Below are 22,198 nucleotides of genomic sequence, written 5' to 3' on the forward strand. Positions count from 1 at the left end.
GTATAGACTTCCTCCGCAACGTGCGAAGGTATTCAAACGCCTATCACAGGCTGACCGGTCCGACCATGCCAATAATGTCATAGGTCTTGCGCAGGATTGGCGCTGTGATTTCGCGGGCACGTTCAGAGCCGCGCGACAGGATGCGGTCGATTTCGTCCTGCTCACCCATCAGCCGGGCCATTTCGGTCGAGATCGGCGCCATCTTGGACACGGCCAGATCTGCCAGCATCGGCTTGAACTCCGAGAACTGCCGCCCGCCAACATCGGCCAGCACTTGGTCCACGGTCTGCTCGGCCAGGGCCGCGTAGATGTTCACCAGATTGCGCGCTTCGGGGCGCTCTTCCAGGCCCTTGGCTTCCGACGGCAGGGCCTCCGGGTCGGTCTTGGCCTTGCGGATCTTCTTGGCGATTGTGTCGGCATCGTCAGTCAGGTTGATGCGGCTTGCATCTGAAGGATCCGATTTCGACATCTTCTTGGACCCATCGCGCAGGCTCATCACCCGCGTGGCGGCACCCTCGATCACCGGCTCGGTCAGCGGGAAGAAATCAACACCATAGTCGTGGTTGAACTTGGCCGCGATGTCGCGCGTGAGTTCAAGGTGCTGTTTCTGGTCCTCGCCCACCGGCACATGCGTGGCGTGGTAGATCAGGATGTCCGCCGCCATCAGCGACGGATAGGCCAGAAGACCCAGCGAGGCGTTCTGCTGGTTCTTGCCCGCCTTGTCTTTCCACTGGGTCATCCGCTGCATCCAGCCCATGCGGGCGACACAGTTGAAAACCCAGGCCAGTTGCGCATGTTCAGGCACCTGGCTCTGGTTGATGAGAATGGATTTCTCCGGATCAAGCCCGGCGGCAATGAACCCGGCGCAAAGTTCGCGGGTGGCTTTCTTCAGATCGTTGGGATCTTGCCAGACGGTGATCGCGTGCAGGTCGACCATGCAATAGATGGTCTCCATGTCCTTGTCCTGCCAGTCGACAAACCGTTTGAGAGCGCCAAGGTAGTTGCCAAGGTGCAGGTTGCCCGAGGGCTGGATGCCGGAAAAGACACGCGGCGTGAAAGTGGTCTCGGTCATCGAGAAACTCCCGTCTGGAAATAGGGCCTGCGGTGGCTTAACCATGGGCGCAACGGTCGTCAACAGCCCGTCCAGGTGGCGGGTCCACAAGGGCGCGTCAAAAGGCCGGGACAGGCAAGAAGGGCAGGAAAGATATGAGCAGCAGTGAAAACCCATCACCCGTGAACCCGCTGCCGCCCGTGGTGGTGGCGCTGGTGCTGGTGATCATGGGGATCGAGGCGGCGTTTTCGCTTGGCGCGCGCGGCATCGTCGGCGGCCCGTCCGCCGTGGGCTGGCGGCTGGAGGCTTTCCAGTCTTACGCGTTTTCGGCCGAGATCTTCTGGTGGATGTGGGAGACCGGACAATGGCCCGCGCAGCATCTGCTGCGGTTTGTCTCCTTTGCCTTTGTGCACGGCAGTTTCACCCATGCGCTGTTTGTCTGCGTCTTCGTGCTGGCCATGGGCAAGATGGTCGGAGAGGTCTTCGGCGATATTGCCATGATCCTGATCTTTATCCTTTCTGCCATCGGTGGCGCCCTGGGCTATGCGATCTTCTCCGGCAGTCCGGTGCCCCTGATTGGCGGATTTCCGGCGGTTTACGGGTTGATCGGGGCCTTTACCTATATCCTGTGGCGCCAATTGTCGCTGGTGGGCGCGCAGCAGAGCCGGGCGTTTTCGCTGATCGCCTTTCTGATGGGGATCCAGCTGCTGTTTGCGCTGCTGTTTGGCGGCCAACCCGACTGGATCGCGGATCTGACGGGTTTTGCCACCGGGTTCTTCCTGTCGTTTTTCCTGGCGCCAGGCGGCTGGGCGCGGTTCCGCAACAAGATCCGTCACGACTGAACGCGGGCAGGGGGCTCCCGCCCGGATTGCGGCAGGACACCATGCCTGATCCCGTTGGGCCGGGCGCCGTGCCAGGGCGCGGCGCGGTCAGCCCCGGTTGCGGCGGAGTGCCTTTTTGAATTCTGCGAGCCGGAAGGCGCCAACGGCCTGTCCGACGCCAAAGTAGATCACCGCCCCGGTCAGGATCAGTCCCAGAAGGGCCAGATAGCGCCAGCTTGGCAGGTAGAAGAGCCAGGCCAGCTGCAGTGTGCCGATATGAAGCACCGCGCCCATCAGCAGCGAGACCGCAAGAATGCGCCAGCCGCGTCGGAAGAAACGCGCATCAAAGCGGGCGACATCCCCCATGCGGCGCCCGGCCCCCATCCACAGCAGAGCGACCATCGCCCAGCCCGCCGTCGATGCGGCGATGGCGGGAGAGACCCAGCCCACAAGTGGCTTCAACCCGATGGCCAGCACCGCGTTGAGGATCATCGCCACCAGCGCGTAGTAGAACGGCGTGCGGGTGTCCTGCCGTGCAAAATAGAGCGGTTGCAGGACCTTCTGCAGCACGAAGGCAGGCAGCCCGGCGCCGTAGATCGCCACAGCCAGGGCAATGGCCGCCACGTCCTCGGGGCCTGTTGCGCCGCGTTCGTAGAGCACCGAAACCAGCGGCACCGGCACCGCGATGAAAGCGGCAGCCGAGGGCAGTGTCAGCAGCAGTGAGAACTCCCCGGCGCGCGAAAGCCCCTCGCGCGCGCCTGTATCATCACCTGCCCGCAGGCGCCGGGTCAGATCCGGCAGCAGTACGATGCCAACAGCAATCCCGACCACGCCAAGCGGCAGTTGATACAGACGGTCGGCAATGAACAGCCAGCTGACCGCGTTCTCAATATCCGAGGCGACCAGCTGCCCCACCACCAGATTGACCTGGGTGACGCCCATGGCCAGCGCGGCCGGAACCGCCACCCGCACGAGGCGGCGCATGGCGGGGGTGACGCGCGGCAGGCCGGGGCGCAGGCGGATGCCCGCACGCTCGGTCGCGCGCCAGACCAGCGCCAGTTGCGCAACGCCAGCAACCGGGATGGTCCAGACCAGCCAGGTGATGACCTCATGGCCAAGCGCGGCCCCAGTGATCATCGCGCTGCAGGCAAAGATGTTCAGCAGCACAGGCGCCGCCGCAGCAGCAGCAAACCGCCCCGTAGCGTTCAAGACACCGGAAAACAGCGCCGCCAGCGACATGAACAGGATGTAGGGAAAGACGATATGACCATATCCGACAGCCAGATCAAAACGCGCATCCCCGACAAAACCTTCGGCCGTTGCCCAGACAAGGGCGGGCATGAAGACCATGCCAAGGCCGGTCAGGGCCAGTACCGCAGCGGCGAGTAGGTTGAACGCCTGTTGGGCGAAGCCTTCTGCGTCTTCATTGGCCTCCAGCCGGTCGGCGAACTGGGGTACAAAGGCCGCGTTGAAGGCACCTTCGGCAAAGAAGCGGCGGAACAGGTTGGGCAGGCGGAAGGCAGCGACAAAGGCATCAAGCACCGGGCCGGGGCCGATATAGGCGGCGATCAGGATTTCACGCACAAATCCCAGGATCCGGCTGGCCAGTGTCCAGAAACCAACCGTGACAAAGCCGGACAGCAGTTTGATCGGCTTCATGAACCGGCTCGCTTGGCCCCGGCGGAAATGGCCTCGCGCAGCTTGCGCTCAAGGGTCTTCTGCTTGGATTCCGAGTGGTATTTCAGACCGAACATGTCTTTGACATAGAAGGAATCGACCACCTGTTCGCCGTAGGTCGCGATCACTGCATTGGCGATATAGACATTGGCATCTGCAAGGGTGCGCGCCAGATCATACAGCAGGCCAGCCCGGTCACGGGTATCCACCTCGATGATGGTGTAGATCTCTGACCCTTCGTTATCAAAGGTGATGTGGGTCGGCACGTTGAAGGCCTTTTCACGCTTCTTGATCTTGTCGCGCGACACCAGCGCCTCGCGGGCGATGACCTCACCCTTCAGGGTTTTCAGGATCATCTGGGTCAGGCGGGGCAGGCGCGAGGCCTCATAGGGGTGGCCTTCGGCGTCCTGAATCCAGAAGGCATCGGTCACATAGCCGTCCTTGGTCGTATAAGAGCGTGCATCGACGACATTGGCCCCGACCAGTGCCAGGGCGCCCACCATACGGGCAAAGATGCCGGGATGGTCAGCCATGGCAAAACAGGCGCGGGTGGCATCGCGGTCTTCATCGGGATGCATGCGGATGATGACTTCACCCGGATCACCGATCTCTTCCAGCTCGCGCAGCATTTCGGCAAAATCCACATGCGCGGTCACATGCAGGCCTTGCCAATAGGGCGGATAATGGCGCGAGGTTTCGCGTTTGAGATCGGATTTGGTCCAGTCTGGCAGCGCCGCGCGCAGGCGCTTCTTGGCGGCTGTGCCCCGGTGCTCGCGGTTCAGTGCCTCCATGCCGTCTTCCAGCGCGCGGCGGGTCTGGTTGTAAAGCGAGCGCAGCAGGGCGGCTTTCCAGTTGTTCCAGGTGTGCGGTCCGACGCCGCGGATATCGCAGACGGTCAGCAACAGAAGCAGATCCAGCCGTTTCACCGATTGCACCGCCTTGGCAAATCCGCGCACGGTGCGCGGATCGGCAATATCGCGTTTCTGCGCCATGTCCGACATCAGAAGGTGATAGCGCACCAGCCATTCGACGGTCTCGCTGTCGGATTTGTTGAGCCCCAGCCGCGGCGCCACCTTGCGGGCGATCTGGGCGCCAAGGATCGAATGGTCCTGTTCGCGCCCCTTGCCGATGTCGTGCAGCAGCATGGCCACCATCAGAACCTTGCGGTTGACCCCTTTGCGCAGAACTTCGGAGGAAACCGGCAGTTCGTCTTCCAGCTCGCCACGTTCAATGGATGCAAAGTTCGAGATCACCTGAATGGTGTGCTCGTCCACCGTGTAGGAATGATACATGTTGAACTGCATCATCGCCACGATCGGTTCGAATTCCGGCAGGAAGGCAGAGAGGACGCCAAGCTCGTTCATGCGGCGCAGCGCGCGTTCGGGATTGCCGTGTTTCAGCAGCAGATCCAGAAAGATGCGGCAGGCTTCCTTGTTGGCGCGCATTTCATCATCGATCAGGTCCAGATTGGCCGTGACCAGACGCATCGCATCAGGGTGGATCAGCATGCCTGTGCGCAGACCTTCTTCGAAGATCCTGAGCAGGTTCAGCTTGTCCGCCAGAAACTCTTCGGGATCGACGATATCCAGCCGGTTGTGCACCACCTTGTAGCCGGGTTTGATTTTTGGGCGGCGGCGGAAAATCCGTTCCAGCAGCGGTTCGCCCTTTTGCTGGCTTGCCTCAAGCTTAGTCAGGAAAATGCGGGTGATATCCCCGACCTGGGTGGCCTTGCGGAAATAGTCCTGCATGAAGACTTCGACGCCGCGCCGCCCGGCGCGGTCCTGATAGCCCATGCGCTCGGCGACCTCGACCTGCAAATCGAATGTCAGCTGCTCGGTTGCGCGCCCGGTTGCCAGATGCATGTGCGAGCGCACCGCCCATAGAAAATTTTCTGCCTCGGCGAAGAATTCGAACTCTTCCCGGCTGAACAGGCCCAGCGGCACCAGTTCGGCGACGTCCTGCACCTGATAAAGATACTTGGAGATCCAGAACAGCGATTGCAGGTCGCGCAACCCGCCTTTGCCTTCCTTTACATTGGGTTCGACCATGTAACGCTCACCCTGTTTCAGGTGGCGTTCATCCCGTTCGGCCAGCTTGGCCTCGACGAATTCGCGGGCATCCTTGGAAAAGAGATCGCTGCGCAGCCGGTTGTCCAGCTCTTGGGCAAGGTCGGCGTCACCGGATAGGAAGCGGTGTTCCAGCATGGCGGTGCGGATGGTGTAATCCTCGGCGCCAAGGCGGATGCAATCCTTGATCGTGCGGCTGGAGTGGCCGACCTTCAGCCGCAGGTCCCACAGCATATAAAGCATCGATTCAATGACGCTCTCGGCCCAGGCGGTGATCTTGTAGGGGGTCAGAAACAGCAGGTCTACGTCCGAAAACGGTGCCATTTCGGCCCGGCCGTATCCGCCCACGGCCATTACGGCGATACGTTCGCCCTGGGTCGGGTTGGCCAGCGGATGCAGGAACTGGGTGGCGGCCCGAAAGGCGGTGGTGACCAGCCCGTCGGTCAGGTGGCTGTAGGACTGGGTCAGCGCACGGGCGGCAAAGGGCGCCGCAGTAAAGGCTTCGGCAATCGCCGCGCGGCCTTCCTTGTTGGCCTCACGCAGCAGACGGACCACCTCTGCGCGCAGCGCTGCCGCCTCCATGTCCTTGGCTGCGGCAGCAATCTGCTGGTGTATCGCCGCAGCGTCAAAAATCTTGTCTGCGGCGCAGATCAGCGGGCCTTTGACCGGGGCGAGGGGCGGGGTGCCTTGATGGGCCGGATCAGAATCCTGTGCCGGAGAAGCTGCTGGGAGCTGGGTCAATGACGACCACCTTCTGTTCTTGGATTGTTGCGACCGCAAGGCCGCGTTCATTGGTTCCATCGGCGCGCAGGCGGAAGATTCCGCCAGTACCCTGGAAGCCTGCGCCCTGGGTTAGGGCGGCGCCGGTTAGGGCGTCGGATTTCCCGGCACTGACCAGAGCCCCGATCGCGGCGATACCGTCATAGGCAAGCCCGCCGATGGAATGCGGAGCGCCCCCGTAGGCAGAGCTGTAGCGGGTAATGAACTGCTGCGATTTGCTCGGGTCGGGCAGGGCAAACCAGCCGCCCTGCACACCGGGCAGGGACAGGGTTGGCGAGGGGATGTCCCAGCGAGTCAGACCGATGTACTGGGTGCTTTCCTTATCCAGGCCCGCTTCGGGCAGAAGCTGGGTCAGCAGCGGCAGGGCGCCTGCGGTGGTCGCGGTCATGAAGACGGCGTTGGCATTGTTGGCACGCGCGGTGTCGCGGATCGGGCCGACGGCGTCGATCACGCCTTTCTGGGACAGCTCATATCCGACCGACCCAGCGATGGTTGCACCAGTGCGCCCGGCTGCGGCCTGAATGGCGGCGCTTCCTGCACGGCCCGCAGCGTCATTGCCGCTGACGATCACGATATTGCCGCGCCCCTGGCGTACAGCGTATTCGGTCAGGCGCTGGGCGGTATTGGCAAAGGTCGCCCCCAGGATAAAGACATTGCCGCCGGCGATTGCGGTGTTGTTGGAAAAGGCCAGCACGTTGACGTTGCGCTTGGCCGCGGCGACGCCTGCAGCATTTGCGGCCTCGGCATAGACCGGGCCAAGGATGATGCGTGCGCCGTCGTTGATGGCCTGGGTGGCCGCATTCGCCGCTGTCGCCGGATCGCCTGCTGTGTCATAGACCTTAAGGTCCACCTGCACGCCCTTCAAATCGCCGATCGCCAGCCGCGCTGCGTTTTCTAGGCTTTGTGCCAGAACGCTGTCGCCGGATTTGGCCGATCCGCGCGGCACCAACAGCGCCACGGGAACCGGTTTCGAGGTGTTGATGCTCGGGCCGCTTCCGATGCTGGTCGGGTTGCAGGCGCTCAGAGCAAAGGCGGAAATTGCGGTAATCGCGGCGAATGCCGCCTTGCGGGCCTGTTTGAAAACGGCGAACATGATGGACCTGAAACTCCCCTTTTCCGGCGCTGGGCGCCGTGTTGGTGGCCGTATTGGTTTAAGGGGATCATAAACGACCAAAAAGGCGGGTCCAGCGTGAATCATCAGATCGTCAAATTGTTGCCGGGGCTGCACTTTGTGGCCACGCCCATCGGCACCGCGCGCGACATCACCCTCAGGGCGCTGGATGTGCTGGCGTCGGCTGATGTGATCGCCGCCGAGGACACCCGGTCGCTGCGCAAGCTGATGGAAATTCATGGTGTGCCGCTGAACGGACGCCAGATCATCGCCTACCATGATCACAGCGGCGCAGGCGCCCGGGCAAGGCTGATGCAGGCGATGGAGGCGGGGCAGTCGGTTGCCTATGCGTCTGAGGCAGGCATGCCGCTGATCGCCGATCCGGGCTATGATCTGAGCCGCGCGGCAGCTGAAGCCGGGCATAAGGTTACCGTAGCGCCGGGTGCCTCGGCGGCGCTGGCAGCGCTGACACTGGCGGGCTTGCCGACCGATGCGTTCTTTTTCGCCGGATTCCTGCCCAACGCCAGCGGCGCCCGACGCAAGCGGCTGGAAGAGCTGCGAAACGTGCCCGGAACCCTGATTTTCTACGAATCGCCCAAACGCATCGCTGCCTCGGTGGCGGATATGGCGGCAGTTCTCGGGGACCGGCCTGCCGCCCTTTGCCGCGAGTTGACCAAGAAATTCGAAGAGATCCGGCGCGGCAGCCTGAGTGATCTGGCTGCGGGACTAGAGGAGAAACCGGTGAAAGGCGAGATTGTCATGCTGGTGGATCGCGCCCATGGCGAAGAGGTAAGCGAAGCCAGCCTTGAGGAAGACCTGCGCGCGGCGCTGAAGGACAATTCAGTAAAGGATGCCGCATCTATCGTGGCGGAAACCCACGAATTGCCGCGCCGCAAGGTCTACCAGCTTGCCCTGCAACTGGCCAAGGACGCAGGCTGAGCGGATGGAGGGGCGACACCATCAAGGTCAGCGCGCCCATCTGGCTGGAAAGGCTGCCGAAGACGCAGCCGCGCGCGCCTATGAGGCAAGGGGCTACCGCGTGGAAGCCCGGCGCTGGCGCGGCCCCGGGGGTGAGATCGACCTGATCCTGCGCAAGGGGGACATGCTGGTCTTTGCCGAGGTCAAGCACAGCGTCACATTCGCATCCGCCGCCGCCCGCATCACGCCCACACAGATGCAGCGGATCCAAGCCAGCGCCGCGCATTTTCTGGAAGGAGAACCTCGGGGGCAGCTAACCGAGGCGCGGCTTGATGCCGTGTTTGTGAACGGCAAAGGGCAGGTCGAGATCCTCGAAAACGCCTTTGGTCAGGGCTGACAGCGTTCTGCTCTATTGAACCTTTGTGCCCGCTGGGCCATCTATTTGCCGAAACAAGAGGGATGCACTTCATGAAAATCGCCTTCCAGATGGACCCGGTCATGGGCGTCGACATCGATGCCGACAGCAGCTTCCGCCTTGCTGAAGAGGCGCAGGCGCGCGGGCACGAACTGTTTTACTACAGCCCCGATCACCTCGCCTATCAGGAAGGGCGCATCACCGCCCGCGGCTATGACATGACCGTGCAGCGCGTCGCCGGGACCCCGGCGGTGCTGGGCGAAGAGCGCGAGGTGGATCTTGCGGATTTCGACGTGGTCTGGCTGCGGCAGGACCCGCCGTTCGACATGCATTACATCACCTCGACGCATCTGCTAGACCGCCTCAAGGGGCAGACGCTGGTGGTGAATGATCCCTTCTGGGTGCGCAACTACCCTGAAAAGCTGCTGGTGCTGGATTTCCCTGATCTGACACCGCCCACCGCGATTGCCCGTGATCTGGACACCATCAAGGCCTTCAAGGCCAAGCATGGCGACATCATCCTGAAGCCGCTTTATGGCAATGGCGGCGCCGGGGTGTTCCGTCTGGATGCCAACGATCGCAACCTGACCTCGCTGCACGAACTGTTCACCGGTTTCAGCCGCGAGCCGCTGATCGTGCAGAAATTCCTGCCCGATGTCAGCAATGGCGACAAACGCGTCATTCTGGTGGACGGCGAACCCGTCGGCGCCATCAACCGCGTGCCCGCCGCCGGTGAGACACGGTCTAACATGCATGTGGGCGGACGCCCGGAAAAGATCGGCCTGACCGAGCGCGACCGTGAGATCTGCGCCGCCATTGGCCCGCTTCTGAAGGAAAAGGGCCAGATTTTTGTCGGCATCGACGTGATCGGTGATTACCTGACAGAGATCAACGTGACCTCGCCCACCGGCATTCAGGAACTGGAACGCTTTGATGGCGTGAATATCGCCGAAAAGGTCTGGCAGGCGATCGAATCCAAACTGTAAGACGCATCCGGCTGGCCGGACTTCAGCCCGCCAGCCGGAACCCCAGCGCCTCAGCCACATGGGGACGCAGGATTTCCGGCTCCCCTTCCAGATCGGCAATCGTGCGCGCCACCCGCAGCACCCGGTGATAGCCGCGCGCGGTCAGGGCGAAACGATCGGCGGCGCGTTGCATCATCTCGCGGCTTTCCGTATCCAATACGGCAATGTCTTCCAGCAGCGCCCCTTCGGCATCGGCGTTCTGCTGCGCACCGGGATGGTCTGAGAACCGCCGCTCCTGCCGCGCGCGCGCGGTTTCCACCCTTTGTAGGATTTCGGCGGACCCTTCGGCGGCAGCGGGTAGGGTAAGATCGTCATAAGACACTGGCGGCACGTCGATGCGCAGATCGAAGCGGTCCATCAGCGGGCCGGAAATGCGCCCCATGTAATCCTCGGCGCAGAGCGGCGCACGAGAGCACGCGCGGGCCGGATCCGCCAGATGGCCGCATTTGCATGGGTTGGCCGCAGCCACCAGCATGAAGCGGCTCGGGTATTTCACATGGGCATTGGCGCGGGCGACCATGACCTCGCCGGTTTCAAGGGGCTGGCGCAGGGTTTCCAGCACCGGGCGGGCAAATTCGGGCAGCTCGTCCAGAAACAACACGCCATTGTGCGCGAGGCTGATCTCGCCTGGCTGTGCCCGCCGCCCGCCGCCGACGATGGCGGCCATGGATGCGGTGTGATGCGGTTCGCGAAAGGGGCGGCTGCGGTTGATGCCACCATCCTCGATCAAGCCGCACAGGGACTGGATCATCGAGGTCTCCAGCGCCTCAGCCGCCGTCAGGGGCGGCAGGATCGTCGGCAGCCGCGCTGCCAGCATGGATTTGCCGGACCCGGGTGGGCCGACCATCAGGATGTGATGGCGACCGGCGGCGGCGATCTCCAATGCGCGTTTGGCCCGTTCCTGCCCCTTCACGTCGCGCAGATCGCGTGTGCCGATGTCGTCATGGACTTCCCCCGCGATGGCCTGCGCCAGAGGCATCTTGCCGGTGAAATGGCGCACCACGTCGATCAGGCTGGCGGCGCCGATTACGCGAGCCGCATCGACCCAGGCGGCCTCTGCCCCCGATGCCTTAGGGCAGAGCAGCAACCGGTCCTCGCTGGCCGCGGTCATCGCAGCGGGCAGGGCGCCCACCACCGGGATCAACGTCCCGTCGAGCGACAATTCCCCCAGCGCGATGGTCTCGCTTGCGGCCTCGCTTGGGATTACCTCGATCGCAGCGAGAAGCGCCAGCGCGATGGGCAGGTCGAAATGGCTGCCTTCCTTGGGCAGATCCGCGGGTGACAGGTTCACCGTGATCCGTTTTGACGGCAGCGCAATCGACATGGCGGCAAAGGCCGAGCGCACCCTCTCGCGCGCTTCGCTCACCGCCTTGTCCGGCAGGCCGACGATGGAAAAGGCCGGAAGGCCCGGTGCCACGGCGCATTGCACCTCGACCGGGCGGGCCTCCACCCCTTGAAAGGCGACAGTGTAGGCCCGTGAAATCATGCTGCGCTATCCCTCTGAAGATACCAGAGAAAATCATAGCGAACGGTGGACCGGAGTCGCCCTTAAAGCACGTTATGCGTGTATTTTTGTCGTTGGCTTTGCGGGCCGACGACGCGGCACGTCAGTCAAGGCTCCAGGGGCGGCGCTCCAGATCCATCGCATAAGGCTCGGGATCGTAAGTCACTTCATGCGCCTGTTCCTGCCAGCGCAGCACCGCCGGATCGGACAAGAGCGCGCGGCAATAGGCGCGGGTTTCAGGCGACACCGGCAGGTTATATCCGATGATGCGGGCCGCAACCGGCGTGTAGAACACATCGGCGAGGCAGTAGTCGCCAAAAAGCCAGCCCTCCGCAGCGCCAGACACCTTGCGGGCATGCGCAAACAGGGTCTCGATCCGGGCAAGATCCTTTTGCACCGCTTCGGAGGGGGGAAAGCCCTGCCAGATATGGCTCAGCTGCATCGGGCAATCACCGCGCAGGGCGGAAAACCCGCAGGCCATTTCGGCCACCACCCAGCGCGCAGTCGCCCGCGCCGCCGGATCACTGGGCCACAGGCCTGCCTCCGAATGTCGTTCGGCCAGGGTTTCCGCCATGGCCAGGCTTTCGCCGATCACCGTACCTTCGGGCGTGCGCAGGGTGGGAACCAGCCGGGCGGGTGCCAGATCTGCCAGATCCGCCGCCATGGTTCCGGAATAAAGCCCCACCATATGCACCACATGGGGGAGCGAGAATTTTTCAAGCATGAGCCAGCCGCGCAAGGACCAGCTGGAATACATGCGGTCACCGATAAAAAGATCATATGTCATGGAAAGCAGGCTAGCGCAGCTTCACGGGTTGCCAAATCGCTGTTTTGTGCGCGGTGCCATCACGGAAGGTGATTGATCTTTCCGGCGCGCCAGCCATCGGTTCCGTCTCCCGGAACGTGGTGGATTTCGGTCACCGACAGGTTGTCGATCCGGTGCGAAAACGCCTCTTCTGCGGTCAGCCGTTCGGCGCGCTGGATCTGGGTCAGGATCTGGCCGAAATGGCCGACCACGATCAGATTGCGGCCTCGGTGGGCTTCGATCAGATCGTCGATGACCCGGTCCACGCGGGCGCAGACCTCATTCCAGCTTTCTCCGCCGGGGGGGCGGACATCGCCGGGGGTTTCCCAATAAGCGCGGATGCGTTCGGGATCTTCGGCGTCGATGTCTTTCCAGGTGCGCAGCTCCCATTCCCCGAAATGGATTTCTCTGAGGTCGGGCAGGTGGGGCAGGCGCGCACGGTCGCCTTGGATGGCGCTGGCGGTATCTGCTGCGCGGGACAGGTCCGACGACACCACCAGGGCATCTTCGGGTAGGGCAGCGGACAGGCGGCGCAGTGCGGCGCTGTCGGACAGGTCCGCCGGAAGATCCGACCAGCCGACCATGGATTTGGCGTGGGTCGGGCCGTGGCGGACAAGGAAGAGGCGGGTCATGGAAGGCTTCCTTTCAGCACCAGCGGCAGGCCTGCGGTGACCTGCACCACAGTCCGCGCGCGGGCGGCGATTGCGATGTTGAGCCGCCCCTGCGCCTCGCGGAACCTCCGGGCCAGGGCGTTCTCAGGCACGATGCCAAGTCCGGTTTCGTTCGACACGATCACGATTTCTGCGCGGCAGGCATCAATCGCCTGCAACAGGGTCTCGGTTTCGGCCTCCAGATCATGGTCCGCCAGCAGGTGATTGCTCAGCCACATGGTGGCGCAATCGATCAGGCAGATCTGTCCCTCCACAAGGTCGCCAAGCGCCTTGGCGGCATCGAATGGTTCTTCATGTGTGGTCCAGTCCGCGCCGCGCTGGGCCAGGTGTTTTGCAACTTTTTCGCGCATTTCATCATCAAATATCTGTGAAGTTGCCCAGTAAGCTTTTGGCTTGCCTGAGGAAAAGCATAGACTTTCAGCAAAGGCAGACTTTCCCGATGCGGCCCCGCCAAGAATGAATGTGACAGCTGCGGACACGTCTTCTACCCTGAGTTCGGTGATGGTTGCAGAAGTTTGGGTATCTGCTGATCCGGCCTGAAACAAGCCCGAACCTGCCATGTCCGATGACGCCCCGCAGATGCGGACCGGGATCTGCAGCAGGGACACGACCAAGGGCGGACAGATTCCAAGGTGGGGAGCAAAGCGGCGCCCCCGATGGCCTTAAACGGTCTGATGCACCGGGGTAAGGCGCTGAAAACCGGGCCTGATCGGAGAAAAAATACAGCCAAAGTGATCCGATCCCGGCGCCACTGCGTAACATTAGTAATCAGTTTGGAGGGGAGTATCATGGCACTTGACACGACCAGTGAAAACCCGCTGCCAAAGCAGGCCATGAAGGCCGAGCTTCTGGACGCTGAAACGGAGCTGCGCCTGGCTTATGCCTGGCGCGACGACCGTGACGAAGAAGCACTGCACCGGCTGATCCACGCCTATATGCGGCTGGCGATCTCGATGGCCGCGAAATTCAAACGCTACGGCGCGCCGATGAATGATCTCATCCAAGAGGCCGGTGTCGGGCTGATGAAGGCGGCAGACAAATTCGACCCCGACCGGGGGGTGCGGTTTTCCACCTACGCGGTCTGGTGGATCAAGGCGTCGATCCAGGACTACGTGATGCGCAATTGGTCGATGGTGCGCACCGGCTCCACCTCCTCGCAAAAATCCCTGTTTTTCAATATGCGCAGGGTGCAGGCCCAGCTGGAGCGCGAGGCGCGCGCGGCAGGCGTCAAACTCGACAAGCATCAGCTGAACCAGCAGATCGCCACGGAAATCGGCGTGCCATTGCGCGATGTGGAGATGATGGACGGGCGGCTGTCCGGCTCTGACTTCTCGCTCAACGCCGTGCAATCTTCCGAGGACGAGGGCCGCGAATGGATCGAGGCGCTGGAGGATGACAGCGCGCAGGCCGCTGAACTGGTGGAAGAGCGGCACGACCGGCGCCAGCTGCGGGCCTGGCTGGTCGAGGCGCTGCAGGCGCTGAACGAGCGGGAGCGGTTCATCATCACCGAACGCAAACTGCGGGAAGAGGCGCGCACGCTGGAAAGCCTTGGTAACGAGCTGAACCTGTCCAAGGAACGCGTGCGCCAACTGGAGGCCGCGGCGTTTCAGAAGATGCGGAAAACGCTTGAAGGGTGCTCCCGGGAGGTGCACAACTTCCTCTCATGACAAAGTCGATTCTTTTTATCAGAAAAGCGGGTGCCGTCTGTGCGGCAGCCGCTTTCGTTATGTATGGGGCAAACTCCGCCGCCGTGGCCGAGCCTGCAGTGCTTCCCTCGGCCAAGGCTGCGGCCGAAGTCCTGCAGGAAGCCGATGTGGCTATTCTGGGTGAGGTGCATGACAACGCGGCCCACCACCAGAAGCAGGCCGAAATCCTGCGGCATCTGGCGCCGCGCGCCGTGGTTTGGGAAATGATCACGGAGGCGCAGGCAGAGAGGCTGAGCGAGCCAATGATGAGCGATGCGGAAGCGACTGCCGACGCGCTCGATTGGGAGGCCTCGGGCTGGCCGGAGTTTGCGCTCTACGCGCCGGTCTTTGCCGCTGCTGCGCCCGCGCGGCAGTACGGCGCGCTGGTACCGCGCTCGGTCGCGCGTCAGGCGCTGGATCAGGGGATCGCGGCCTATTTTGGCGCCCGGGCCGCAGGTTTCGGGCTGGATCAGCCCCTGCCGGAGGCGGAGCAGACGGAACGCGAGGCGGATCAGATGGCCAATCACTGCAATGCGATGCCTGCTGAAATGCTGCCGGTGCTGGTCGATTTCCAGCGGCTGCGTGATGCGGCACTTGCTGCAGCGGTGGATCAGGCGCTGGAAGAGACTGGCGGGCCGGTGGCGGTGATCACCGGCAATGGTCATGCACGGCTGGATCGGGGACTTGCGGTCTACCTGTCAAAGGCGCGGCCCGAGGTGCGGATCCAGAGCCTTGGCCAAAGCGAGGGCGGCGCGATATCCGGGGATTTCGATCTGCTGCTGGATAGCGCGGCGGCAGAGCGCCCGGACCCCTGTCTTGCCTTCGGCAAGGGTTGAGGGGAAAACCGTTTCACACTTTGGCCTGGGCCAAGTAAAGTCGGCGCTGACGCAGAACTCCAAGGTGGCGCAGGGGCGGATAATATGCTGGCAGGCAAACATATTCTACTGATCATCGGTGGCGGCATCGCGGCCTATAAGGCGCTGGAACTGATCCGCCGCCTGCAGGATCAGGGCGCCAGCGTGGCGCCGGTCCTGACCAAGGCCGGGGAAGAATTCGTGACCCCGCTGTCGGTCTCGGCCCTGGCCGGTGCGCCGGTGCACCGGGATCTGTTTGACCTCACAGCCGAGGCGGAGATGGGGCATATCCAACTGTCGCGCAGCGCCGATCTGGTTGTGGTGGCGCCTGCCACCGCGGATCTGGTGGCGAAGATGGCGCAGGGGCTGGCCAATGATCTGGCCTCGACCCTGCTCTTGGCCACCGACACGCCGGTTCTGGTGGCGCCCGCCATGAACGTGCGCATGTGGGAACACGCCGCCACGCAACGCAATATCGCCACGCTGAAAGCAGACGGCATCCGATTTGTCGGCCCCAACGCGGGCGGCATGGCCTGCGGCGAATTCGGCCCGGGCCGGATGGCCGAGCCGGATGAAATCGTCGCTGCCGTTGCCGCCGAGTTTCGTGATGGACCTCTCAGCGGCAAACGCATCGTCGTGACCTCCGGCCCGACACATGAGCCCATTGATCCGGTGCGCTATATCGCCAATAGCTCCTCCGGGGCGCAGGGCACAGCGGTGGCCCGTGCTCTGCGCGACCTGGGAGCGGAAGTGGTGTTCGTCACGGGCCCGGCAACGGTCCGGCCCCCGGAGGGGGTAGAGGTCGTTCCCGTCGAAAGCGCGCTGGAAATGCAGGCGGCAGTAGAGGCAGCCTTGCCCGCCGATGCGGCCGTATTCGCTGCTGCGGTGGCGGATTGGCGGGTTGCCAGCGCCTCGGACCGGAAACTGAAGAAATCCAAGGACGGTCTGCCGACGCTGGAATTCGCTGAAAACCCCGACATCCTGAAAACGGTCTCGCATATGACTGCAAACAGACCGGGACTGGTGGTGGGGTTCGCTGCAGAAACCAACGACGTGGTGGACAACGCCACCGCCAAACGGCTGCGCAAGGGGTGCGACTGGATCGTGGCCAATGACGTCTCACCCGCCACCGGTATCATGGGTGGCAGCGAAAACGCGGTGATCCTGATCACGGACACCGGCGCCGAGGAATGGCCGCGCATGGCGAAGCAGGAGGTTGCCGGGAAACTGGCCAACCGCATCGCTGCTGCCCTCGATAGCTAAGCCCGTCCCATCCAGCCACTGACACAGCACATCAAACCGCAGGTTCCGATATGGTGACAATCCGTATACGCCGTGATGCAGAGGCGGATCACGATCTGCCGCTGCCCTCGTATGAAACGCCGGGCGCCGCAGGCGCGGATCTGCGGGCCGACCTGACAGGGCGCGGCAGCATCCTGCTAACGCCGGGAGAGCGAGCGCTGGTGCCAACCGGGCTGCGGGTGGAAATCCCGGCGGGATATGAGATCCAGATTCGGCCTCGCTCCGGCCTGGCGCTGAAACACGGGATCACCCTGCCGAACACGCCGGGCACCATCGACAGCGATTATCGCGGACCGCTGGGCGTCATCGTGCTGAACGCGGGGCAGGAACCGTTCGAGATCCGCCACGGGGAGCGGATTGCGCAGATGGTGATCGCGCCGGTTTTGCAGGCGGTCTTCGTCGAGGTGCAGGAGCTGAGCGAGACAGAGCGCGGCAGCGGTGGTTTTGGCTCCACGGGGAGAGGCTAATGATACTGGTTCTGGGCCTTGCAGGGCTGATCTGGTGGGGCGGGCGCCTGATGGGCCTGCCGCGTGCGATGCGGGGAAGCCTGCTGGCGCTGCTGTTTGCAGCCGTCGTGATCCTGCAACTGACCCTGCCGAATGGCCATGGTTTGCGGGCCGCCACCGGTGGCTCTGCCTCCTCCTGGCTGATCCTTGGCGGGATCGTGCTGCTGATCGGTGTCTACAGCTGGGGCGTGTCCCGTCTGCGGGCCCGGGCGGAGGCTAATGAAGAAGCCGAAGATGGCGGGCAAGCACCCACGGCCGAGGCGAAAACGGCGGCCAAACCGGGCCGGTTTTCCGAGACAGAGCTGAACCGCTATGCGCGGCATATCGTGCTGCGGGAGCTGGGCGGTCCAGGGCAGAAGAAGCTGAAGAACGCCAAGGTGCTGGTGATCGGGGCCGGGGGGCTTGGCGCACCGGCGCTGCAATATCTGGCGGCGGCGGGCGTTGGCACCATCGGTGTCATCGACGACGATGTGGTTGAAAACGCCAACCTGCAGCGGCAGATTATTCACCGCGATCAGGATATCGGTTTGCCCAAGGTATTCTCGGCGCAAAAGGCGATGGAGGCGCAGAACCCCTTTGTCACCGTGCGCCCCTATCACCGCCGTCTGACGGATGAGATCGCCGCCGACCTGTTTGCGGAATATGACATCATTCTGGATGGCACCGATAATTTCGAAAGCCGCTATCTGTCGAACCGCACCGCCGTGGCGCTGGGCAAGCCGCTGATTTCCGGCGCCCTGTCGCAATGGGAGGGGCAGCTGTCCGTCTTTCATCCCAAGGCAGGCGGCCCCTGCTACCAGTGTATCTTCCCTGAGGCCCCGGCAGCGGGGCTGGCGCCCAGCTGTTCCGAAGCCGGCGTCATCGGTCCCTTGCCCGGGGTCGTCGGCGCGATGATGGCGGTGGAGGCGATCAAGCAGATCACCGGAGCGGGCGAAGTGCTGCGCGGCGCCATGCTGATCTACGATGCCCTTTACAGCGAAACCCGCCGCATCGGGTTGAAACAGCGGGTCGACTGCCCGATCTGCGGCGCGGGGGGCGATGGGAACGGGTCTGACGACAGCGGTGGCACAGCTGCCTCTGGCAACGAATAAGCGTCAAACGCCACGCATAGAGCGAAGTCCCCACGTGTCCGAAGCGCTATATATTTCCCTGTTGTGCGGTGCCCTGATGGGCGGTGAGCCGGAACAGGTGCATCAATTCGACTATCCCGAAGGCCGGGCCTCGATCCGGGTCGATTGCGAGAACAGCAATCGGGTGGTGGAGTTTGGCCTCGACAAGCGCAGCAGCCTTGACAGTCTGCAACAGGCGTTGTTCGCGGCCGAAATCACCGGCAAGGAGGCCGTCGTGGTGCTGATCGACACCGATGGGGTCATGGGCCGGTTCGAGTGGCGCATTGCCCGAGCCGCGAATATTGCAGGCGTTCCGATCCGCATCATTGCCGCCGATCTGGTCGAGGATTTGAGGCCGGGCGGCTAGTATTTGCGGAAAATCCGCGTGCGTCTCTGGACGCTGCCGGGGCGCGGGCATAGCTTCTGGGCAAAGGAGGCCTTGCCTATGACCAACCCCTTGTTGTCCCACTGGGATACCCCGTTTGAAATCGCGCCATTCGACCAGATTTCCGACGAAGATTTCGCCCCCGCGCTGGATCAGGCCCTTGCGGCCCATAACGCCCAGATCGACGCTATCGCGTCAAATCGCGATGCGCCGACCTTTGACAATGTGATTGGTGCGCTGGAAACACCTTGCCAGGCGCTGGAGCAGGTCCTGTCGGTGTTCTACACGGTGGCAGGCGCCGACAGTAATCCCAAGCGGCAGGAGTTGCAGCGTGCATTCTCACCGAAACTGGCGGCGCATTCTTCGGCCATTACTGCGAACAAGGCGCTTTATGCGCGGATCAAGGCGGTCTGGGATCAGCGCGATGAACTGGACCTGACCGAGGAACAGCAGCGCGTGTTGATGCTGACCCACCGCAGTTTCGTGCGCGGTGGTGCAGCACTGGAAGGGGCGGAGGATGCCCGGATGCAGGAGATCAAGGGACGGCTTGCCACCCTTGGCACCGAATTCACTCAGAACCTGCTGGCGGATGAGAGCAACTGGTTCATGGAGCTCTCTGAAGAGGATCTGGAAGGCCTGCCCGACTTCGCCATCGCGGCTGCCCGGGCTGCGGGCAAGGAAAAGGGCGTGGACGGGCCTGTCGTAACGACCTCGCGCTCCATCATCACGCCGTTCCTGCAATTCTCTCCGCGCCGGGATCTGCGGGAAAAGGCGTTCCAGGCCTGGGCGGCGCGCGGAGCCAATGGCGGCAAGACGGACAACCGGGAGATTGCGGCAGAGATCCTTGCCCTGCGCGAGGAACGAGCCAAGCTCTTGGGGTATGAGAATTTCGCGGCTTACAAGCTGGAAACTGAAATGGCCAAGACGCCCGAAGCCGTGCGGGGCCTGCTAATGGATGTCTGGGGCCCGGCCAAGGCGCGGGCGGATGCGGATGCGGTCATCCTGACCGATATAATGCAGGCCGATGGTATCAACGGTGATCTGGAGCCTTGGGACTGGCGCTATTACTCGGAAAAGCGCCGCAAGATCGAACATGACCTCGATGAGGCCGAGCTGAAGCCCTATCTGCAGCTCGACAAGATGATCGAGGCGGCCTTCTCCTGTGCGAACCGCCTGTTCGGGCTGGAGTTCGCGCCGCTTGATATCCCGCTTTACCACCCCGATTGCCGCGCCTGGGAGGTCACGCGCAACGGTGAGCATATGGCGGTCTTCATCGGCGACTATTTTGCCCGTGGATCGAAACGCTCGGGTGCCTGGTGTTCGGCCATGCGCGGTCAGGCGAAGTTTCCGGAAAAACAGGCGCCTGTCGTGATCAACGTCTGCAACTTTGCCAAGGGCGATCCGGCGCTGTTGTCCTATGATGATGCGCGCACACTGTTCCACGAATTCGGCCACGCGCTGCATCAAATGCTGTCGGATGTCACCTATGAAAGCATCTCGGGCACCTCGGTGGCGCGCGATTTCGTGGAGCTTCCTTCGCAGCTCTATGAACACTGGCTGGAAATGCCCGAGGTGCTGAGCGAGTTTGCTACCCATGCCGAGACTGGCGAGCCGATGCCCAAGGAAATGCTGGACAAGGTTCTGGGCGCTGCGACCTATGACATGGGCTTTCAGACGGTGGAATACGTTGCCTCGGCGCTTGTCGATCTGGCCTTCCACGATGGCGCCGCCCCGGCAGATCCGATGGCGCGTCAGGCCGAGGTTCTGGCCGAAATCGGCATGCCCCATGCCATCACCATGCGCCACGCGACGCCGCATTTCGCGCATGTCTTCTCCGGCGATGGCTACAGTTCCGGTTACTACAGCTACATGTGGTCCGAGGTGATGGACGCTGATGCCTTTGCCGCCTTTGAAGAGGCAGGCGGGGCCTTTGATCCCGAACGCGCCAAGGCGCTGGAGGAGCATATCCTGTCCACTGGCGGTTCCAAGGATCCGGCAGAGCTGTATACCGCCTTCCGCGGGCGTCTGCCCGGGGTGGATGCGCTGCTCAAGGGGCGGGGGCTGGCCGCAGAATAGGCTGCGGCAAAAAAACTGGCGCCGGGAAGATTGCTCTTCCCGGCGCCATTCGTTTCGGGGTTAGAAAATGGTCCCGTCAGTAACCAAGAGACCGGTCTACCAGATGCAGGAACGGCTCACCCGCCTCGCCGCGGCGGATGTTTTCCGCGATCACCTGCGATGCCGTGCTAGCCCGGGTTTCCGCCGCGATATGGGGCGTGACGGTGACATTGGGATGCGCCCAATAGGGATCGTCTGCGGGCAGGGGTTCCACCCGGAACACATCCAGCGTGGCATGGCCCACCTGACCGCTGTCCAGCGCTTCCAGCAGGGCGGCGTCGTCGATCAGCGGACCGCGGCCCGGATTGATGATCCGCGCGCCCTTGGGCAGCATCGCCAGAGTATCGGCGTTCAGGATGTTGTTGGTCGCGGGTGTATCCGGCAGTAACAGGATCACGATTTCCGCCTCTGACAGCGCCTGTTTCAGCCCGTCGTCTCCATGCAGGCAGGTGATCCCGTCGATTTCCTTGGCCGAGCGCGACCAGCCGGTGACCGGAAATCCGATACGGGCCAAGCTCTGCGCGCAGGCGCTGCCCAATGCGCCAAGGCCGAGCACAGTCACTGGGCGTTCAAAGGCTAGCGGTGGTACCACCGGCTCCCACCGGTCCTGCATGGCGATGGAGCGGTCAATGTCCAGATGATAGCGCAGCACGTGGCCGCTGACCCATTCCACCATGCCGGCTGTCAGCCCCGGATCCACCATCCGGCACAGCGGCATGGTCAGGGTCTGGTTGCCGACGATCTTTTCCACCCCGGCCCAGAGGTTCAGCACCGCCTTGCAGCGGGTATAGGGGGTGAAATCCTGCAGGTCGGAATTCGGCGCATAGACCACGTAATCCACCTGATCGGCGGGATGATCCTGCCGCATATCGACCGTCAGCCCGGCCTCGGCAAAGGCGCGTTTCAGCGGCTCGCGGTAGGTGTCCCAGCGGGCGGGCAGGGCGGCGAACTGAACGTTGATCATGTGGCAAATACTCCTGCCATGTCCCGGAAGCCTTTGATCTCGATCGGGTTGCCTGCGGGATCGTGAAAAAACATCGTGCTTTGCTCACCCGGTTCTCCGGCAAAACGGGTGGTGGGGGGGATGGTGAAGTCGATCCCCTCGGCCTCCAGCCGGTCGGCCAGAGCGCGCCATTCTTCCTGTGGCAGGATCACACCCAGATGCGGCATCGGCACCATGTGCTCACCCACCTTGCCCGTATTGGCGGTGGCAAAGACTGGCCCGAGATGCAGCGAAATCTGATGGCCGAAGAAATTGAAATCGACCCAGGTGTCGGTGCTGCGCCCCTCGTTGCAGCCCAGAACACCGCCATAAAAGGCGCGGGCTGCTTCCAGATCGTCAACATGATAGGCAAGGTGAAATATGCTCATATTCCGGAATTCCTGTTGTTGGTTGGG

The 22,198-nt window shown here is 62.9% G+C and carries 21 protein-coding genes; 11 read left to right on the top strand and 10 right to left on the bottom strand.

The window, feature by feature from the left end:
• Positions 1-43: 43 nt before the first annotated feature.
• Complete coding sequence (trpS, locus tag JL2886_RS14990; RefSeq protein ID WP_065272742.1) at positions 44-1,072, bottom strand: tryptophan--tRNA ligase; 1,029 nt, start codon at positions 1,070-1,072, stop codon at positions 44-46.
• A 134-nt stretch (positions 1,073-1,206) separates the two neighbouring features.
• On the opposite strand from trpS, the gene JL2886_RS14995 reads away from it, so the two are divergent.
• On the top strand, positions 1,207-1,893 hold the full coding sequence (locus tag JL2886_RS14995; RefSeq protein WP_065272743.1) for a rhomboid family intramembrane serine protease: 687 nt from the start codon (positions 1,207-1,209) through the stop codon (positions 1,891-1,893).
• 87 nt (positions 1,894-1,980) lie between these two features.
• Here JL2886_RS14995 and murJ read toward each other — a convergent pair whose 3' ends face one another.
• From murJ to JL2886_RS15010, 3 genes are read right to left on the bottom strand one after another with little or no spacing between them, the layout of a single operon-like run.
• Positions 1,981-3,531 (bottom strand): murein biosynthesis integral membrane protein MurJ, encoded by a 1,551-nt coding sequence (gene murJ, locus JL2886_RS15000; RefSeq protein ID WP_065272744.1) that lies wholly within the window; start codon positions 3,529-3,531, stop codon positions 1,981-1,983.
• On the bottom strand, positions 3,528-6,356 hold the full coding sequence (locus JL2886_RS15005; RefSeq protein WP_065272745.1) for a [protein-PII] uridylyltransferase: 2,829 nt from the start codon (positions 6,354-6,356) through the stop codon (positions 3,528-3,530). Before JL2886_RS15005 ends, murJ begins: the two co-directional genes overlap by 4 nt.
• On the bottom strand, positions 6,316-7,488 hold the full coding sequence (locus JL2886_RS15010; RefSeq protein WP_065272746.1) for a penicillin-binding protein activator: 1,173 nt from the start codon (positions 7,486-7,488) through the stop codon (positions 6,316-6,318). The genes JL2886_RS15005 and JL2886_RS15010 overlap by 41 nt, the downstream gene beginning before the upstream one ends.
• 96 nt (positions 7,489-7,584) lie before the next feature.
• Between JL2886_RS15010 and rsmI the strand changes: the two genes are divergently transcribed.
• The 3 genes from rsmI to gshB all read left to right on the top strand — a co-directional run bounded on the left by rsmI (position 7,585) and on the right by gshB (position 9,825).
• Positions 7,585-8,445: a 16S rRNA (cytidine(1402)-2'-O)-methyltransferase gene (gene rsmI, locus JL2886_RS15015; protein WP_065272747.1), complete on the top strand. Its 861-nt coding sequence runs from the start codon at positions 7,585-7,587 to the stop codon at positions 8,443-8,445.
• Positions 8,446-8,449: 4 nt separating this feature from the next.
• Positions 8,450-8,821, top strand: a complete 372-nt coding sequence (locus JL2886_RS15020) for a YraN family protein (RefSeq protein WP_065272748.1) — start codon at positions 8,450-8,452, stop codon at positions 8,819-8,821.
• Positions 8,822-8,892: 71 nt separating this feature from the next.
• On the top strand, positions 8,893-9,825 hold the full coding sequence (gene gshB / locus JL2886_RS15025) for a glutathione synthase (protein ID WP_065273740.1): 933 nt from the start codon (positions 8,893-8,895) through the stop codon (positions 9,823-9,825).
• A gap of 22 nt (positions 9,826-9,847) precedes the next feature.
• Here the strand turns inward: gshB and JL2886_RS15030 are convergent, their stop codons facing one another.
• The 4 genes from JL2886_RS15030 to cobU all read right to left on the bottom strand — a co-directional run bounded on the left by JL2886_RS15030 (position 9,848) and on the right by cobU (position 13,404).
• Positions 9,848-11,350 carry a YifB family Mg chelatase-like AAA ATPase gene (locus JL2886_RS15030; RefSeq protein WP_065272749.1) on the bottom strand — a complete coding sequence of 501 codons (1,503 nt, stop codon included), beginning with the start codon at positions 11,348-11,350 and terminating at the stop codon, positions 9,848-9,850.
• 121 nt (positions 11,351-11,471) lie between these two features.
• A complete protein-coding gene (locus JL2886_RS15035) occupies positions 11,472-12,155 on the bottom strand; it encodes a glutathione S-transferase (protein ID WP_065272750.1) in 684 nt (227 codons plus the stop codon).
• A gap of 59 nt (positions 12,156-12,214) precedes the next feature.
• Positions 12,215-12,805: a histidine phosphatase family protein gene (locus tag JL2886_RS15040; RefSeq protein ID WP_065272751.1), complete on the bottom strand. Its 591-nt coding sequence runs from the start codon at positions 12,803-12,805 to the stop codon at positions 12,215-12,217.
• Entirely contained in the window at positions 12,802-13,404 is a 603-nt protein-coding gene (gene cobU, locus JL2886_RS15045; protein WP_082996171.1) for a bifunctional adenosylcobinamide kinase/adenosylcobinamide-phosphate guanylyltransferase, read from the bottom strand. Before cobU ends, JL2886_RS15040 begins: the two co-directional genes overlap by 4 nt.
• A gap of 228 nt (positions 13,405-13,632) precedes the next feature.
• Here cobU and JL2886_RS15050 point away from each other — a divergent pair, with 228 nt between their 5' ends.
• The 7 genes from JL2886_RS15050 to JL2886_RS15080 all read left to right on the top strand — a co-directional run bounded on the left by JL2886_RS15050 (position 13,633) and on the right by JL2886_RS15080 (position 20,761).
• Entirely contained in the window at positions 13,633-14,511 is an 879-nt protein-coding gene (locus tag JL2886_RS15050) for an RNA polymerase factor sigma-32 (RefSeq protein ID WP_065272752.1), read from the top strand.
• Positions 14,512-14,570: 59 nt separating this feature from the next.
• A complete protein-coding gene (locus tag JL2886_RS15055; protein WP_065273742.1) occupies positions 14,571-15,365 on the top strand; it encodes a ChaN family lipoprotein in 795 nt (264 codons plus the stop codon).
• Positions 15,366-15,449: 84 nt separating this feature from the next.
• On the top strand, positions 15,450-16,646 hold the full coding sequence (gene coaBC, locus JL2886_RS15060; RefSeq protein ID WP_065272753.1) for a bifunctional phosphopantothenoylcysteine decarboxylase/phosphopantothenate--cysteine ligase CoaBC: 1,197 nt from the start codon (positions 15,450-15,452) through the stop codon (positions 16,644-16,646).
• A 50-nt stretch (positions 16,647-16,696) separates the two neighbouring features.
• Positions 16,697-17,152 carry a dUTP diphosphatase gene (gene dut / locus JL2886_RS15065; RefSeq protein WP_065272754.1) on the top strand — a complete coding sequence of 152 codons (456 nt, stop codon included), beginning with the start codon at positions 16,697-16,699 and terminating at the stop codon, positions 17,150-17,152.
• Complete coding sequence (locus JL2886_RS15070) at positions 17,152-18,282, top strand: HesA/MoeB/ThiF family protein (RefSeq protein ID WP_065272755.1); 1,131 nt, start codon at positions 17,152-17,154, stop codon at positions 18,280-18,282. The genes dut and JL2886_RS15070 overlap by 1 nt, the downstream gene beginning before the upstream one ends.
• A 34-nt stretch (positions 18,283-18,316) precedes the next feature.
• Positions 18,317-18,667, top strand: a complete 351-nt coding sequence (locus JL2886_RS15075; RefSeq protein ID WP_065272756.1) for a hypothetical protein — start codon at positions 18,317-18,319, stop codon at positions 18,665-18,667.
• 78 nt (positions 18,668-18,745) lie between these two features.
• Positions 18,746-20,761 carry a M3 family metallopeptidase gene (locus JL2886_RS15080; protein WP_065273743.1) on the top strand — a complete coding sequence of 672 codons (2,016 nt, stop codon included), beginning with the start codon at positions 18,746-18,748 and terminating at the stop codon, positions 20,759-20,761.
• A gap of 76 nt (positions 20,762-20,837) precedes the next feature.
• Here JL2886_RS15080 and JL2886_RS15085 read toward each other — a convergent pair whose 3' ends face one another.
• Both JL2886_RS15085 and JL2886_RS15090 read right to left on the bottom strand, forming a co-directional pair.
• Positions 20,838-21,764: a 2-hydroxyacid dehydrogenase gene (locus JL2886_RS15085; protein ID WP_065272757.1), complete on the bottom strand. Its 927-nt coding sequence runs from the start codon at positions 21,762-21,764 to the stop codon at positions 20,838-20,840.
• On the bottom strand, positions 21,761-22,171 hold the full coding sequence (locus tag JL2886_RS15090) for a VOC family protein (protein ID WP_065272758.1): 411 nt from the start codon (positions 22,169-22,171) through the stop codon (positions 21,761-21,763). Before JL2886_RS15090 ends, JL2886_RS15085 begins: the two co-directional genes overlap by 4 nt.
• Positions 22,172-22,198: the final 27 nt, after the last annotated feature.

It is taken from the genome of Phaeobacter gallaeciensis (assembly GCF_001678945.1).
GTDB lineage: Bacteria > Pseudomonadota > Alphaproteobacteria > Rhodobacterales > Rhodobacteraceae > Phycobacter > Phycobacter gallaeciensis_A.